The following is a 12,114-nucleotide window of genomic DNA, read 5'->3' as shown; positions in this document are numbered from 1 at the left end:
ATCGCCTCCTTTCAGGGTTGCGTGGGGAATTGGCCGACCCCGGCGGGGGATTGGGATAGGGTGTGACACCCGCCGGGGTATGCTCCGCCCGGTACGGACACAGGCGAAATCATGAACAGGTAAAGAAAGATTGCGGCGAAGAATCCGAGGTCAGCGGTCATAGCGAAACCCCCGTCATCCACTCAAAGAACGCCGAATAGAGCAGGTCAGCCGCCAGTAGGGCGAACAGGCAGGTTCCAGCAGCGATCAGCATCAGCCAGACGGACGGGAGAGCGCCGTAGCGGTCTTCGCGCATCTGTGGAGCATTCAGGCGTTCGAAAGCCTGAGAAATGGTGTGGGGGACTTCCACCCCCTGTGAGCCGAGCAAACGACCCTCTACGCTTTCGGCGCTGGTAGTGCCGGCACACCGCGCAAACCGATCGTCACCGGTTGCTGTGTCCCACGTGCACCCTTCGCTATGGGTGTCTTTTCCAGATTGCCGGACTGGCACATGGGTTCCCGGCGCTCTCGCTAACCGGGCTCCGCCACCTAACGTGGGGATCTCTGTGTTCGATGGAGGGCCTTCCACCCTCTGGGGCCGGGGAGTGGCCTCTGGCGCGCACTGGATACCTTCAACACTGGTAACTGCGCCGAATTGGTCCCGACAGGAACGGACCTTAGTTCCGTGAGCAGGAGTGGCCTTGGTTGGTCCTGCCGGGTTGTGCGCCTGCTCGACAGGAGTCGGCGCGGGATTATTGGAGGAGGCAATGCGGGTCATTGGTCTGCTCCTGCGCAAAGCTTGGTCTGCGCCATCAAAAGAAGAACGAAGAGTGTGAAGCAGGAGCCAGAAAGCGCCCCGAAGATGAACAGGCCCATCGGATCACTCCGCCGCCAGAACGTTGTCAGAAGCGTCTTCCTGCTCAGACAGGGCATCCAACTGGCGATTGATAAAACCGATGCTCTTGGAGGCGAGACTTACTTCCTCGTCCCAAGTGGACAGGCGTGTCTCCAACCACATGCCGTAAGCATAGTCCCAGCGCTTGTTCGCGCGGCCCAACTGCTCAAGAAGTTCGGCCTTCTGATCTGCTGTCTTGCTGATATTCATGTCCGGTCCCTCTCGTGTCACAAGAAGGAATATAGTACATAAAAAATGTACACACAAGGCAGAAAGTACAAAATTTATGTACCCTTTAAGCTTACCGATGTAAGCAGGAATAGAATCAGCGCTTACTTATCCTTGGAAAATTCCAGTAAAACTGGCGGGCAAAGGTGGGTGCAAGATTAGATAGCAGGGCAGGCGCGTTTAGATCAGAAATTTGAACAATATCTTGCGTGTAGGGAAAACACCTTTTGACTACTTCAGATTTTCTGGCAGTCTTATGTTCATAGATTTAGAAGATCGCATTGGAGAGAAGTATGGAAAATTACCCGCCTGTCTACATGTCTGTGGACGATGACTCTTTCATTAAGACTTATGGTCTCGAACCAAGCGCTCCAAAAGAAGTCAGTGTCGATATGAGCGTGGAGGACAACGATGTGCTCCGCATGGAGCTGCCCGAACTTAAATCTACACCCAGACTAGGGGCTGCAAGTAAAATCACGGGTATTCGAATTAGCCTGCGAAGCGAAACTGTTTTTGTCGACGCGATCTACTCAGACATAATGATGAACCTGACACGGGATTACTGCTGCGGCTCCGGGTGCTGCTGTACCGCGCACCGATGTCTTTGCGATCGACGTTAATCTAATTTTGGCGATTGAATCTGTCGTCATTTGAGGTGGGCACACAAACTGCCTCATTTGACGGCGTTGCTACCCTACATTTCGCGCGCTGCGTTGTAGAACCTCGACTTCATAGAAAACCCCGCCGGGACAGGGGCAGCAAGAATAGCTGTCCTTGCAAACTCAATTGTCAGGTAGAGTGACCGCGAACGCTAAGCGGGGGCGACATGAGTTTAGAAGACGAGATCCTCAAAGCACTGGACAACATTAGCCCGGAGGCCAAGGCGTGGTCCAGCAATAGGTATATGGCGGCGCTGATTTCCGCAGCAGACGGCCTGCAGGGACAGGAGCTGCGAGGCTACATAGAGATCCTGGTCCAGCTTTCCTACGATGAGGGGGCAGGGGCCGGTTAGCTCTTTTCTTTGCTGCAATCCTCGTGGCTGGGATCGACGTGCGAGCAAAAGTAGTCGTCAACGAGTTCGCCGATGTAGGGGGTATTCAGCAAATAAAGAAGTTCAAATGTTGCGATGAAGCTCAAGGTTAAGATCAGTGACTTTGCAAACCTGGGTAGCAGGCGTATTCCGATAATCAAAAAAGCTAGTGGCACAATCATCAAAAAAATCAGAACGACGTATATGAACACTCCAAGGCGTTCTAATTTTGTCCAAGCCTCGATATTCGAGCCGGGAGGCCCAATCCACATCAGTAGTGCTGGAGCGAAACAAACCGCTAGCGAAAAAGTATATGGTGTCGCAAGAAAAGCGTACCTGATCAACTTGGTGGATTTGGACATTTGGTTACGCAACCCAGGCAAATCACGTCGGAACTGCGATACGAAACCCACTACGGCGGGAATGCTGAAGCTTACTGTGAACAAAATGGCATTGACCGCACCAGGTGAGAGGTCTGGAACGAAGGGGATTTTCCCGATTATAGATCCTACCCAAGTGGCAAATTCGTTCCACCTCAGAACGAGGATGTGAAACCCCCTCAAGAACTGGATACGGGAAAGATCGACAAAGTTGGGAACTAGTGCGGTTAGGGTCATGGCAGCGATCACGCCACGTGCCCACCAAAAGGCACTCCACCACTTCCCAGCATATTCGCCTGAAATATCCATCAAACAACCCGAGCCAAATCAATGTGTTGGTCAAGTATGTCAGCCATCTTGGCGTAGGCAATATAAAATTGGACGGACTGGGCCGCGTAAAGAAAAACCCCGCCGGAGCGGGGTGAGGAAATGTAATACAAAAAACCAGACTTTATCTGTTGTCTTCCGTCCATTCACTAATTTCCAACCCTCCCAAAGTATGAAACTCTTCACCGTTAATAGACATTTGCAATTCCAAGTACCCTTCTGCCTCAATTTTTAGTAGAGCCGGGGGCAGGTAGAGGTTGGTTGGAAACTTTGTTCCATTAACTATTAGTTCGCCAGAAGTCCTTGGCATGTCCCCCTCGAGTGGACCCTTGTATCTGATATCTACAGCATAAGTTCCAATTGGAAGACCTTCGATTTTTACCCAGGCTGAGAGCCAAACCTCTGAAGGAATAGGGGTAGTGAGAGTTTCAGAGTAAACTCCGATCAGAAGTATCTTCCCGTTGTTCTCTTGCCGAATGTCATCACAGAGTACGGTATTGAAGCGCAACTCTTTGTCTGCAGTGGTCATGTTAAGCTGGCGCCTTAATAGAAAAATGTGAGGGTGAGCTTGAGTAGTTTCCAACCACTGTTTTTTCCACAACATTCAATTGGGTGGAGTGTAATTCGGAGGGCGTTTTGTTTCCCAGGTGCTCATCCGCATCCTTGATAATCAATTCTGGTATGACGCCAATAGCCCAGCAAATCTCAGCCAAGGTTCTTTCAGTGAGGTTGTTTCTACCGCTCAATGCCCTCGAAATTACTGACTTATTTACACCTATTTTGTCTGCAATTTGTTGTTGGGTAACGCCATGCTTTTTTTTGGCGCGAATTGCTGCAGCAACAAGAGCACGGTGATTTTTCCCCATGAAAATGGCGGCAGCTTCATCTTTAGGTTCAAGTTCAAAATCAAATTCCAGTGACATGTCGTAGGTCTCCGAATACCGTCTTGGGTTCGTCCAAATCGAGCAGATCGCGAAAGTTAATGCATGTTTCCACGTGTTCGTCGTACAACTCGGGGTTTGCTTCCAACTCTGCTTTGATGCCAGCAGTAACTAGAATGAAAATGCATGGTTTCCAGAACCAACCGTAAAGCCGCAGATCGGGTGTCCGAATAACCCAAATCCCTTCTTCTTCAGGATCCATGATGTGGGGCTCGAGCTCATCTTCAAGATCATCACCACTAACATAAGCATGTACGATACCCATTGCTTGTTCTCGGGGGGACCGAGCCTTGCCAAAAAAATCGTCGGAAACTGCATGTGGCAGGTTAGCCTTGAACCAAACAATCACCTCTTTTGAGGCATACATGGTCCTTTCCGGTACTTCATGAGGCCTAAGTCCCCCTCTCATTTTAACTAACTCGCCATTTGAGGCTAGTTCAATTGCTGTTGCCATTTATGTCAACTCAAATATTACTTCAAGGGTTAAAGCATGGTAATCGTACGCACGGTGGCAACACGATTTCTTGAACCTACACACCGCTTAGGATTCGGCAATCGTGTATCGAAAATGCGTTAGAGCTTCACCAGCGCCCTAACAGTTAAGCATACATATTCTATAATATGCACACGTTTGTAGACTTAACCCGGGTCGAGAGGGGTACGACTGTCAAGCCCAAAGTGGGCGTCATTGATTCGCGCTCGAGGAAGTTTTGATTGGCAGTTTGTCCAATAAAATCCTGAATTGTATGATAAAATAATGTGATAATCGTAATAGATTATGATTCTGCACAGTATAATGTGTAGCCAACTTGTTTTTCCTTGACCGGTCAAAGACAGAAGCCCACCGTTCTAGAAACTGGATAATTCCGTCGAGGAAACAAAGCCCCAAATGCTAGTAAACCACAACATCTGGTGTGCCAGGTGGCGAGATAGTCGTGCCTGCGGATCCAACTCACCATATCTCGCGGCTGGATGTTCTGCGAATGTTCCGGTAGGGCATAAGTGCAACGTGAGAGTCGAAAAGCTCGGATCTGTCCTTGAGCGCCTGTCACAGTCCCCTTTCCGCGCGAGCGGGTTTTTACTGCTGAATTTTCAAGAGTAGGGGGATTGTATGGAGAGGTTTGCCAATTTTCGTAGTGCTGTCGTTTTTGCCGTTGGTAACAAGCTCTCAAAGCTAGGCTTTGATCTTAACTGGGTGTTTGATCCCCTTCATTGCTTGCGGTCTCGAGATTTGCAAACAAACGATCCTGGACATCCTGAGGCAGTTGAACAAACTCGCCAACGATCAGAAAATTAAAATCAATCCGGTGCTCGCGATGCAAGAATAGCATCATATCCCGGCTAGGGAAGGATCTGGCTTTTTCGGCATTACTGATGGCCGCTTTGCCTTTCCCTATTGCACTGCCAAATTGCTCCAGGCTTAGGCCAATGGCTTGTCTGGCGGCTCGCAGGCGTATCCCAGCGGCCTCCATCGACGAATCCCGAGTTCGGGCAAGTCGTTCTTTTTCCTCAAAAGTCATTCTTAATTTCTATCTGAGGTACATAAAATGTGAACGTATCCGTTTTGTTTGGCTTGAAGGTACATAATATATGTACTACGTTCGGCGCCATGATGACGGTTGAGCAAATTTGTGACGAGGTGGGGCGGAAGCCTCTCGCTGACTCTCTAAACGTAACGAAGGCAGCGATTACGAATGCTATCGCTGCCGGAAAGTTTTCTCCTCGGTGGTATCGGGTAGTTTCGGACTTGTGCTCCGAGAAGGGTATTGAATGCCCGGACGAACTTTTTGGGTTCATCCAATCGGAAAAAGCCCCAACGGAGGCCGCCGAATGACGACGGCCCCCCGGAAAATTCATTCGTACTCAAAATACCACTCACTGACATGCGCTGAGAATGCGCCGTGTTCGCGGTGTGGCCAAGGAAAAGGCATTTCCCATGGGTGACTTGCGTCGACGTATTGCGTCTCAGATGGCCGCACTGATCAAAGGCCCGTCATTTGGGTGCAATGCCTCAGCTGCGGCTGCGATTTTTGCCGCCACCGGCCAATCGGTCAGCGAGGGAACCCTGACCAAGAGAAAGCAGGGCATGTGCGGCTGGCCGATCGATGAGGTTGCCGCGCTGGAAGACGCTTCCGGGATTTACGGCGTAACAAAACTGCTGAACCGGCGCATTGAAGCGGATGACGACACACCTGACGGTTCCATGCTCCAGTACGCAGGCGCGATTAGTAAAGAAACCGGTGAGGCTGTGAACGCCATTCTGGCCGCGCAGCAATCCGACTGCGACGAAGATCAGGCGCAGGCACTCGTTGAAATAGACGAGGCTATCGAAGCCCTGAAACGAGCCCGGTCGCGTCTGGGGGAGTTTTCATGACTTTACCAGCTACAAGCCTTTCGAAGAGGAGCAATAGCTTCTTCCAGCCCGGATGTTTTGAACTCAACCGTGGTTTTGGACTCGTTGAATGGGGTAAAGCGCATCAAGACTCGATCCGATCCGATCAGTTTCTTAACAAAGGGGATCGAGCTTCCGCCGCGCCAAAGCCCCAAGGCTCTGTTGTCTGTACTGGCTTCAAAATTTCGATCTCCGGACGGCTGGTCATCAATCCGATAGTCGACAATTCCATACCCACCGTGACCCGATGTCAGATGGCAATCGGTAGCAAGGTAAATGGAGGTCGTGTTCTCCATGCATCGTATCATCAGAGTTGCTTTTTGTGGCGTACCGAACCGACCGCACTGAGCTGGTTCGTTGGAATCTATAGATACGAACACGTCAGTTGTATCTTTAAAGTCGGACGTGTCCTTTCTTACGCGCCAGTCGCCCTCATTGGGCTGGCTAATATCGGTTTTAGGCGTGCGTCCCGATGCCTTGTCATAGCAGGCAAGCCGGTCGAGGTCGTTGTCGATCGTTGCGCATTCTCCGAGTGCGAAAGCGGAATTACAGGAAATGGTAAGCGCCAAAGTTGCGGCAGAAATCATCGTCTTCATAAGAACTTCCTTGGTCTCTATTCGGCAGGAATAGTCAATCTCGCCCGAATCTACTTGGATACAATCAAGAGAATTGTGGCCATTCAATGGTGCAATTTGAGGCTGCGACATCCCGCCCGCGCCGGGGTCTGCGCGGACACCCCCTGTCAACTGCTCGGCCTTCGGGCCGGGCCTTTCTGGGGGAGGGGTGATGGGCAAGCGACCTAAAATCCTGAACCAAGAGTTTTTCCGCCTCGGCCATGTGATCGTCCGCACAACGGACCACCGTGAGAATGGTCAAACCTTCGCTCTCTATCCAGACATAGACGGCGGGGAGAAAAAGCCTTTGTTCACCGGCCACATAGAGAAGGGCATGGGAACACAGCTGCGGCGGCTGGCGCATCACTTTGACGAGCTTGAGGCGAGTTTGCCAAGGGAAGCCGATGACCATCCGCCAATGGTGAACGTCGAGCATCGGGGGGTGATTGGGTGAGTCACAAGGCCACATACTGGCTGGCAACCATTGACCCAAAAGCAATCACAGCGGGTTCCTTTCGGGTGCTGTTTCACTTGTGCGATCACCACAATGACGAGCGCAACCCCGAGAAAGCCTGCTTCCCTTCTCAAGAGACACTGAGGGAGAAGACTGGGCTGTCGAATGGTGGTCTGAACAAGTGTCTCGATGCCCTTCAGGAGGCCGGTTTACTGGCTCGGAAGAGGTCAAATATTCCCGGAACCAGGAAACCAAGAACATACTACATTTTGGGGTGCGATCAGTGGCCAGATACAAAACAAACTCCACTTAGTGGAGACAGTACAAACTCCACCCCAGTGGAGACAGAGAAGGAACTAACTCCACTTTTGAGCGGAACTAACTCCACTTTTTGCCCGAACAAACTCCACCCCAGTGGAGACGAACCGGTAAAGGAACCGGTAAAGGAACTACCCCCCAACCCCCCAAGGGGGGCGAGGAGGGGTTTTTCGAAATCTGGTTTCTCAGCTTCCCAACAATCCCTGAAACGCATCCAGGCCCGATTGGCGGCTCAAACCGAAGAGGTGGACCAATGAAATTCGAAGAGCGCAGAGAAACCGCCCTTGTCGAAATCAGCAAGTTCCTTGAGCGGTACACTCCGCCTCGCGGCATGACGCAGGACGCGCAAGACGCCGCAATGCTGTCGATTGCCGAGGCGATGGCCAGACGGTTGCCAGTCACTGGTAAGGATGAGTTCTACGCAAATCTGGAAAAGGTGATGGAGAAAGTTGCCGACACCCACAGCAGCTATGCTTGGCCTCCTCAGGGTGTGTTTGTTGATAGCGTTCCGGCGGGGTCAGGAAGCAACCGCGCGCCGCTGCAAGCTTTTAAGTCGGATGAAGTCGAGTTGGCAGCACGCAAAATGGAGGCGGGATACGGCGTTTCTGAGAGGGTGGTTTGGGGTGACTTGGGAACCCGCGCTGTCAATGCAAACCTCGTTTCTCGGGAAACCCTTGATCGGTACCGTCAGGCCAGCGTCAGGCAATGGCAAGCTGCCTATGGGGATGATGCTTCGCACTTGATGGGAGAGCGTCTTGGATCGGTAGTCTTACCTTACCTGCCAGCGACGGAGGCAGCAGAATGATCGAGCCAATCACAGCCCAAGAAATGATCACCGGATTCACCGATATGCTGCATCGCCTTGGAGGTTTCAGGGGCCGGACATCGAAACGCATCATATCTAACATTTGCTTCGAGCAGGGATGTTCGGTCTCAGATGTATTGGGGTCAATCCGCACTCGGCCAGTCGTGTGGATCAGGCAGGATTGCATGCTGGAAATCTACGAGAAAACAGAACTCTCCCTGCCTCAGATCGGGCGTTTGTTTGATCGGGATCACACCACAGTTCTTTGGGGTATCAAGCGGGCGAAAGAGCGCCGTGAAGCGCAACGGGCAGGGGGCAGGCAGTGACAAACACCTACGCGATCAACACCACGCGAAATCAAGAATTCGCCGTAGAGCAAGATTTGCTGGACATGGGGTTGCAGCCTTGGGTTCCCCGTTTTCTTGCCAGCAAGTACGTCAAGGAAAAGCGCGAGACGGTTTGGTTCGACAAGGCGTATGTTCCCAAGCTTCTATTCTGCGTAGTTCCTGCGATCTATTGGAGAGATGTGGTTGAGTTGAAGCATGTCATTGGCAAGCCTCTGGAGTTCTCTCGCCGCGACATCGAGGGCGTGCCGGCGCACCGCAACAAAGCCACCGGGGATTGGGTGGCAGAGGTCTCTGGGTTTAAACAGTTCAAAGCCGGGGTGGAGGCCGAGTACGCCGATCGCGAACGTCTCAAGGCCAACAGCGAATATGAGTGCCAATACCAGTCGGGGCAGGCGCTGATCATGCTGTCCGGCGCTTTCGAAGGCTTCCAAGCGGTCTTCAAGGATACAATCAAGCGCGCCCACGACGACTACCACAAGCTACGTGTTTCGGTGGAGATGTTTGGCCGTCAGTCAGTAGTTGAGGTCGATCCGGACAAGGTAGGTGTTGTCGGGTGAAACAATATGTGGTACCCGGTACGAGATTGTGGATCCTCGGATTTCGGATCTGAGCATGATCTCAAGGGCATCGCCCGACAAGCGGAGATAGAGGCGATAGGTCGAAGGCTCTGCTGCGGCGGGGTTTAATGTGTTCCGATAAAATTTGGCAATCCGACTGCGGGATTTCGCTGGCTCATATGCCTAAAACCTACTCAGGCTCAATGAAGTCCACGTTTAGGAAGTACTGAGCTCGGTACGCGAACATTGACGCGCTGACTCTACTACCTTGGCCGAGTTCTTCAACGCTTCCCATTGCGTGAATTCCCACGGCAGCCCCACTTTCCGCTCTCCATAGCATCCCGCTGTCCCCATAATGCGTTCCGTCGCCGAGAACATCGATGATCAAGTCGATGTAGCGATCGTCAAATATCCCTTCGACCTTTCGAACGACGCCTTCGACTGTACCGCGATGGCTCTCGCCGGTTACAGCCTCACCGTCAAAAACGCGCTGTCTTACATTTAGTACGTCACCTTCCAAGGCTCTTGATCGATAGGGCTCTTCATCGATTGTAAAAAGGCCAAAATCAGCAAAACCAAAATCGCCGGCACCGCCGTGGCCGGGGCCTTGGAAGCAATAAGCAGACGACCCAACCATGATCTGATCACCTGTATCATGGCTGTACAGCGAGATCGTGTCCTTCGTATTCTCGTCTGCATCTGGTCCTGTGAGGCAATGAGCGCAGCTTACTCCAAACGCTTGTCCGTTTTTTCTGGCGAATGTTGTAACGGACCCTACTTGAGTACGGTCGTGGCATGAGTACGGTGGACTGAGTTGCTGCTCTTTCCACCCTGAGTGAATTACCACGTCGGTAGGGACTGAAGTTTGTCCAGTAAAGAGGTGGGACGGTATCTTTTCTAGATCGGACAGTTGGTTCTCTGGAACCTTACTCCTAACGTATATGACGACAGCGCGTTCTCCAGTAACAGCTCCATCTTTTTCCCTTTGCCCCAACGCCGTGCCTACGACGTTGGGAAGCATCATTAAGTCCGCATGGCACTTTTTTCGTGCCCTACGCAGGTTTCTTAGGGAAAGTTCTTTTGCCATTGATACGGCTAGTTTATTTTTACGCGACGCAGCTGTGTTCCCGTCGGAGTGCTTATTATCTCATACAGGGCAATTACAGGTGGTTGGACTGGGGTAACTTTGGGACGGCTTGCTTTGAGTTCGCCGATCACGCTAGCAAGATCACCGCTGAGTGACCGAATTGTACTCCATGCCTCTACTGCCTCTGGAGAGAGCTTTGCTTCACCTTCTTTCTGGGATTCTTTGAATACTTCGTCCAGCATAGTTGAGAGCTGTTTTTGTTGTCCCTCCAGGCTTTTGATAACTGGGCCGAGTTTTTCCTCTGTGTTCACCGTCTTCAATTGTTTCGAGTTTGAATCCAGTGAACGTGAAATTCTCATCAATTGGTCCTGCTTGTACTGCGTGATGATCTCGTGCTCAGGATCGTCGCTAACAACTTTTGTGATTTGTTGGGCGATAGCACTCAGGTCTTCCGAAGCCTTTGTATATTCGACTTTCAGCGATTGCCTAGCCAATTGATCACGCTCTTCACGCCTGAATTCTGCGTCGGCCAATTGCAACGGCAGACCTCCCAACGAGGATATTAATTCTGTGATTTTTGGATCTGTATGCTGTCCAAGGCTCGTAAGAACCCCATCCTCAAATTTAAGATCGAGCTTGGATGATCCGACGCCTGGAATTGCTTTCGCGTAGAGAGGGTTATTAAGATCTGGCAAATACACCACTTCAATCTCGATCGGTGCCGTTTTTGCGCCCGTTCGTTTGACTAGAACATACGGCTTGGGGCTATAGAACTTGATACCAGTTTCCGGACCTTCGAGCTCTGGATCAGAATATACCGCCACTCGACCACAACCTGTTGATGCTAGAAGCGCCGCTAAAAGGCAAATTACCGACCTCATCATTTCTTTCCCTATGTTGCCAGATCAATTTTTTTTGGGGGTAAGTCTCTCCCATGGAAAGATCTAACACGTTATGCGGTAGTACCCGCATTGGCACATTCATGTAGTTGGAGTGTGTGGCTAATTGGCCAATGATCTTTGGCTAATAGCAAAAACCTGACGGAAACGAGCGGGCAAACGGACGGAAAACTGGCGGCGCTCAATCCATTCCAAAGCCAAATCCTCCGGATAACTTCCCCCCTCGGGCTGTAGCTGGCTTTGGGCAGAGACGGGGGCACCAGTGGCAGCAGGTGTCTCCGTCTCAATATTCGACACCTCAGAGAAGAACGGTGCGTTCAACTATCCGATGAAATCAACAATGGTACTTGGTTGTATGCGCAGACAACATCGTTCAGCGCATCGTTGATCTTTCGTTGAGATTTGTACTTTGTCGCAATCAGCAAGTTGGGGCCGTTTGCGTTTGCCACAAAGACGTGGCTGACTCTTACCAGATTGTCGGACGTCAAGATGAAAGAGCCATCGAACTGACGTTTTCCTGACTGAAATCGCATCATGTTTGCATTGTTCTTTCGATCTAGAACCTGCTCGATGTTGATAGGGTGGCCGGATGCGATGCGAAACCGTTTTTCTGCTCTCCTACTTGATCTGTCTCGGGTCTCGTCGGTGAACGTAGCAACGATAGCGGCATCCGAGTCACCTGGAATGTGCAATGTAAACTGATGTGCCGACGGATCCATTATTGAGACAATTAGATTTGGCCAGGACTTTGCCGATATTTCACAGGCGTTTGTTGCAGTTGCCGTTGTTGCCGCAGCCGACACACAGACGAAGCAAGCCACGAGCTTCGATTTCAAATACGATTTTTGCATAAGTATTCCT

Annotated in this window: 18 protein-coding genes; 7 read left to right on the top strand and 11 right to left on the bottom strand. The window is 51.3% G+C overall.

What is annotated here, in order from left to right; translation table 11 throughout:
• Positions 1-157: 157 nt before the first annotated feature.
• Both AC2TCY_RS05630 and AC2TCY_RS05625 read right to left on the bottom strand, forming a co-directional pair.
• The gene (locus AC2TCY_RS05630) at positions 158-757 is read right to left on the bottom strand and encodes a hypothetical protein (protein WP_480846068.1); all 600 of its coding nucleotides are present in this window, start codon (positions 755-757) and stop codon (positions 158-160) included.
• Positions 758-859: 102 nt separating this feature from the next.
• A complete protein-coding gene (locus tag AC2TCY_RS05625; RefSeq protein WP_480846067.1) occupies positions 860-1,084 on the bottom strand; it encodes a hypothetical protein in 225 nt (74 codons plus the stop codon).
• A gap of 844 nt (positions 1,085-1,928) precedes the next feature.
• On the opposite strand from AC2TCY_RS05625, the gene AC2TCY_RS05620 reads away from it, so the two are divergent.
• Positions 1,929-2,114, top strand: coding sequence for a hypothetical protein (locus AC2TCY_RS05620; protein WP_480846066.1), 186 nt, complete (start codon positions 1,929-1,931; stop codon positions 2,112-2,114).
• Here AC2TCY_RS05620 and AC2TCY_RS05615 read toward each other — a convergent pair.
• The 5 genes from AC2TCY_RS05615 to AC2TCY_RS05595 form a co-directional block, all read right to left on the bottom strand.
• A complete protein-coding gene (locus AC2TCY_RS05615; RefSeq protein WP_480846065.1) occupies positions 2,111-2,821 on the bottom strand; it encodes a hypothetical protein in 711 nt (236 codons plus the stop codon). The two genes, AC2TCY_RS05620 and AC2TCY_RS05615, sit on opposite strands and share 4 nt — an antisense overlap.
• Positions 2,822-2,963: 142 nt before the next feature.
• Positions 2,964-3,368, bottom strand: a complete 405-nt coding sequence (locus tag AC2TCY_RS05610) for a hypothetical protein (protein WP_480846064.1) — start codon at positions 3,366-3,368, stop codon at positions 2,964-2,966.
• Between the two features lies 1 nt (position 3,369).
• The gene (locus tag AC2TCY_RS05605) at positions 3,370-3,762 is read right to left on the bottom strand and encodes a helix-turn-helix domain-containing protein (RefSeq protein WP_480846062.1); all 393 of its coding nucleotides are present in this window, start codon (positions 3,760-3,762) and stop codon (positions 3,370-3,372) included.
• The gene (locus tag AC2TCY_RS05600; RefSeq protein WP_480846061.1) at positions 3,746-4,234 is read right to left on the bottom strand and encodes a hypothetical protein; all 489 of its coding nucleotides are present in this window, start codon (positions 4,232-4,234) and stop codon (positions 3,746-3,748) included. Before AC2TCY_RS05600 ends, AC2TCY_RS05605 begins: the two co-directional genes overlap by 17 nt.
• A 733-nt stretch (positions 4,235-4,967) precedes the next feature.
• A complete protein-coding gene (locus AC2TCY_RS05595; RefSeq protein ID WP_480846059.1) occupies positions 4,968-5,300 on the bottom strand; it encodes a helix-turn-helix domain-containing protein in 333 nt (110 codons plus the stop codon).
• 374 nt (positions 5,301-5,674) lie between these two features.
• On the opposite strand from AC2TCY_RS05595, the gene AC2TCY_RS05590 reads away from it, so the two are divergent.
• On the top strand, positions 5,675-6,154 hold the full coding sequence (locus AC2TCY_RS05590) for a hypothetical protein (protein ID WP_480846058.1): 480 nt from the start codon (positions 5,675-5,677) through the stop codon (positions 6,152-6,154).
• Between the two features lie 2 nt (positions 6,155-6,156).
• On the opposite strand, the gene AC2TCY_RS05585 is transcribed toward AC2TCY_RS05590, so the two are convergent.
• Positions 6,157-6,768, bottom strand: coding sequence for a type VI secretion system-associated protein TagO (locus tag AC2TCY_RS05585; protein WP_480846057.1), 612 nt, complete (start codon positions 6,766-6,768; stop codon positions 6,157-6,159).
• A 190-nt stretch (positions 6,769-6,958) separates the two neighbouring features.
• Here AC2TCY_RS05585 and AC2TCY_RS05580 point away from each other — a divergent pair, with 190 nt between their 5' ends.
• From AC2TCY_RS05580 to AC2TCY_RS05560, 5 genes are read left to right on the top strand one after another with little or no spacing between them, the layout of a single operon-like run.
• Complete coding sequence (locus AC2TCY_RS05580) at positions 6,959-7,240, top strand: hypothetical protein (protein ID WP_480846056.1); 282 nt, start codon at positions 6,959-6,961, stop codon at positions 7,238-7,240.
• Positions 7,237-7,815, top strand: a complete 579-nt coding sequence (locus AC2TCY_RS05575) for a helix-turn-helix domain-containing protein (RefSeq protein WP_480846055.1) — start codon at positions 7,237-7,239, stop codon at positions 7,813-7,815. The genes AC2TCY_RS05580 and AC2TCY_RS05575 overlap by 4 nt, the downstream gene beginning before the upstream one ends.
• Positions 7,812-8,363, top strand: a complete 552-nt coding sequence (locus tag AC2TCY_RS05570) for a hypothetical protein (RefSeq protein WP_480846054.1) — start codon at positions 7,812-7,814, stop codon at positions 8,361-8,363. Before AC2TCY_RS05575 ends, AC2TCY_RS05570 begins: the two co-directional genes overlap by 4 nt.
• The gene (locus AC2TCY_RS05565) at positions 8,360-8,689 is read left to right on the top strand and encodes a helix-turn-helix domain-containing protein (protein WP_480846052.1); all 330 of its coding nucleotides are present in this window, start codon (positions 8,360-8,362) and stop codon (positions 8,687-8,689) included. The genes AC2TCY_RS05570 and AC2TCY_RS05565 overlap by 4 nt, the downstream gene beginning before the upstream one ends.
• On the top strand, positions 8,686-9,267 hold the full coding sequence (locus AC2TCY_RS05560; protein ID WP_480846051.1) for a hypothetical protein: 582 nt from the start codon (positions 8,686-8,688) through the stop codon (positions 9,265-9,267). The genes AC2TCY_RS05565 and AC2TCY_RS05560 overlap by 4 nt, the downstream gene beginning before the upstream one ends.
• A 190-nt stretch (positions 9,268-9,457) precedes the next feature.
• On the opposite strand, the gene AC2TCY_RS05555 is transcribed toward AC2TCY_RS05560, so the two are convergent.
• The 3 genes from AC2TCY_RS05555 to AC2TCY_RS05545 all read right to left on the bottom strand — a co-directional run bounded on the left by AC2TCY_RS05555 (position 9,458) and on the right by AC2TCY_RS05545 (position 12,104).
• Entirely contained in the window at positions 9,458-10,354 is an 897-nt protein-coding gene (locus AC2TCY_RS05555) for a hypothetical protein (RefSeq protein ID WP_480846050.1), read from the bottom strand.
• Positions 10,355-10,362: 8 nt separating this feature from the next.
• Complete coding sequence (locus AC2TCY_RS05550; protein WP_480846049.1) at positions 10,363-11,235, bottom strand: zinc ribbon domain-containing protein; 873 nt, start codon at positions 11,233-11,235, stop codon at positions 10,363-10,365.
• A gap of 335 nt (positions 11,236-11,570) precedes the next feature.
• A complete protein-coding gene (locus AC2TCY_RS05545) occupies positions 11,571-12,104 on the bottom strand; it encodes a hypothetical protein (protein WP_480846047.1) in 534 nt (177 codons plus the stop codon).
• Positions 12,105-12,114: the final 10 nt, after the last annotated feature.

Source organism: Ruegeria sp. HKCCD7181, assembly GCF_057221055.1.
The sequence above is the reverse complement of the archived record's forward strand: the minus strand, read 5'-3'. Positions and strand labels throughout refer to the sequence as shown.

Excerpts from the sequence above, each read along its gene's own strand:
- AC2TCY_RS05630 (WP_480846068.1), bottom strand. The coding sequence starts at position 757 with ATGACCCGCATTGCCTCCTCCAATAATCCCGCGCCGACTCCTGTCGAG.
- AC2TCY_RS05625 (WP_480846067.1), bottom strand. The coding sequence starts at position 1,084 with ATGAATATCAGCAAGACAGCAGATCAGAAGGCCGAACTTCTTGAGCAG.
- AC2TCY_RS05620 (WP_480846066.1), top strand. The coding sequence starts at position 1,929 with ATGAGTTTAGAAGACGAGATCCTCAAAGCACTGGACAACATTAGCCCG.
- AC2TCY_RS05615 (WP_480846065.1), bottom strand. The coding sequence starts at position 2,821 with ATGGATATTTCAGGCGAATATGCTGGGAAGTGGTGGAGTGCCTTTTGG.
- AC2TCY_RS05610 (WP_480846064.1), bottom strand. The coding sequence starts at position 3,368 with ATGACCACTGCAGACAAAGAGTTGCGCTTCAATACCGTACTCTGTGAT.
- AC2TCY_RS05605 (WP_480846062.1), bottom strand. The coding sequence starts at position 3,762 with ATGTCACTGGAATTTGATTTTGAACTTGAACCTAAAGATGAAGCTGCC.
- AC2TCY_RS05600 (WP_480846061.1), bottom strand. The coding sequence starts at position 4,234 with ATGGCAACAGCAATTGAACTAGCCTCAAATGGCGAGTTAGTTAAAATG.
- AC2TCY_RS05595 (WP_480846059.1), bottom strand. The coding sequence starts at position 5,300 with ATGACTTTTGAGGAAAAAGAACGACTTGCCCGAACTCGGGATTCGTCG.
- AC2TCY_RS05590 (WP_480846058.1), top strand. The coding sequence starts at position 5,675 with ATGCGCCGTGTTCGCGGTGTGGCCAAGGAAAAGGCATTTCCCATGGGT.
- AC2TCY_RS05585 (WP_480846057.1), bottom strand. The coding sequence starts at position 6,768 with ATGAAGACGATGATTTCTGCCGCAACTTTGGCGCTTACCATTTCCTGT.
- AC2TCY_RS05580 (WP_480846056.1), top strand. The coding sequence starts at position 6,959 with ATGGGCAAGCGACCTAAAATCCTGAACCAAGAGTTTTTCCGCCTCGGC.
- AC2TCY_RS05570 (WP_480846054.1), top strand. The coding sequence starts at position 7,812 with ATGAAATTCGAAGAGCGCAGAGAAACCGCCCTTGTCGAAATCAGCAAG.
- AC2TCY_RS05565 (WP_480846052.1), top strand. The coding sequence starts at position 8,360 with ATGATCGAGCCAATCACAGCCCAAGAAATGATCACCGGATTCACCGAT.
- AC2TCY_RS05555 (WP_480846050.1), bottom strand. The coding sequence starts at position 10,354 with ATGGCAAAAGAACTTTCCCTAAGAAACCTGCGTAGGGCACGAAAAAAG.
- AC2TCY_RS05550 (WP_480846049.1), bottom strand. The coding sequence starts at position 11,235 with ATGAGGTCGGTAATTTGCCTTTTAGCGGCGCTTCTAGCATCAACAGGT.
- AC2TCY_RS05545 (WP_480846047.1), bottom strand. The coding sequence starts at position 12,104 with ATGCAAAAATCGTATTTGAAATCGAAGCTCGTGGCTTGCTTCGTCTGT.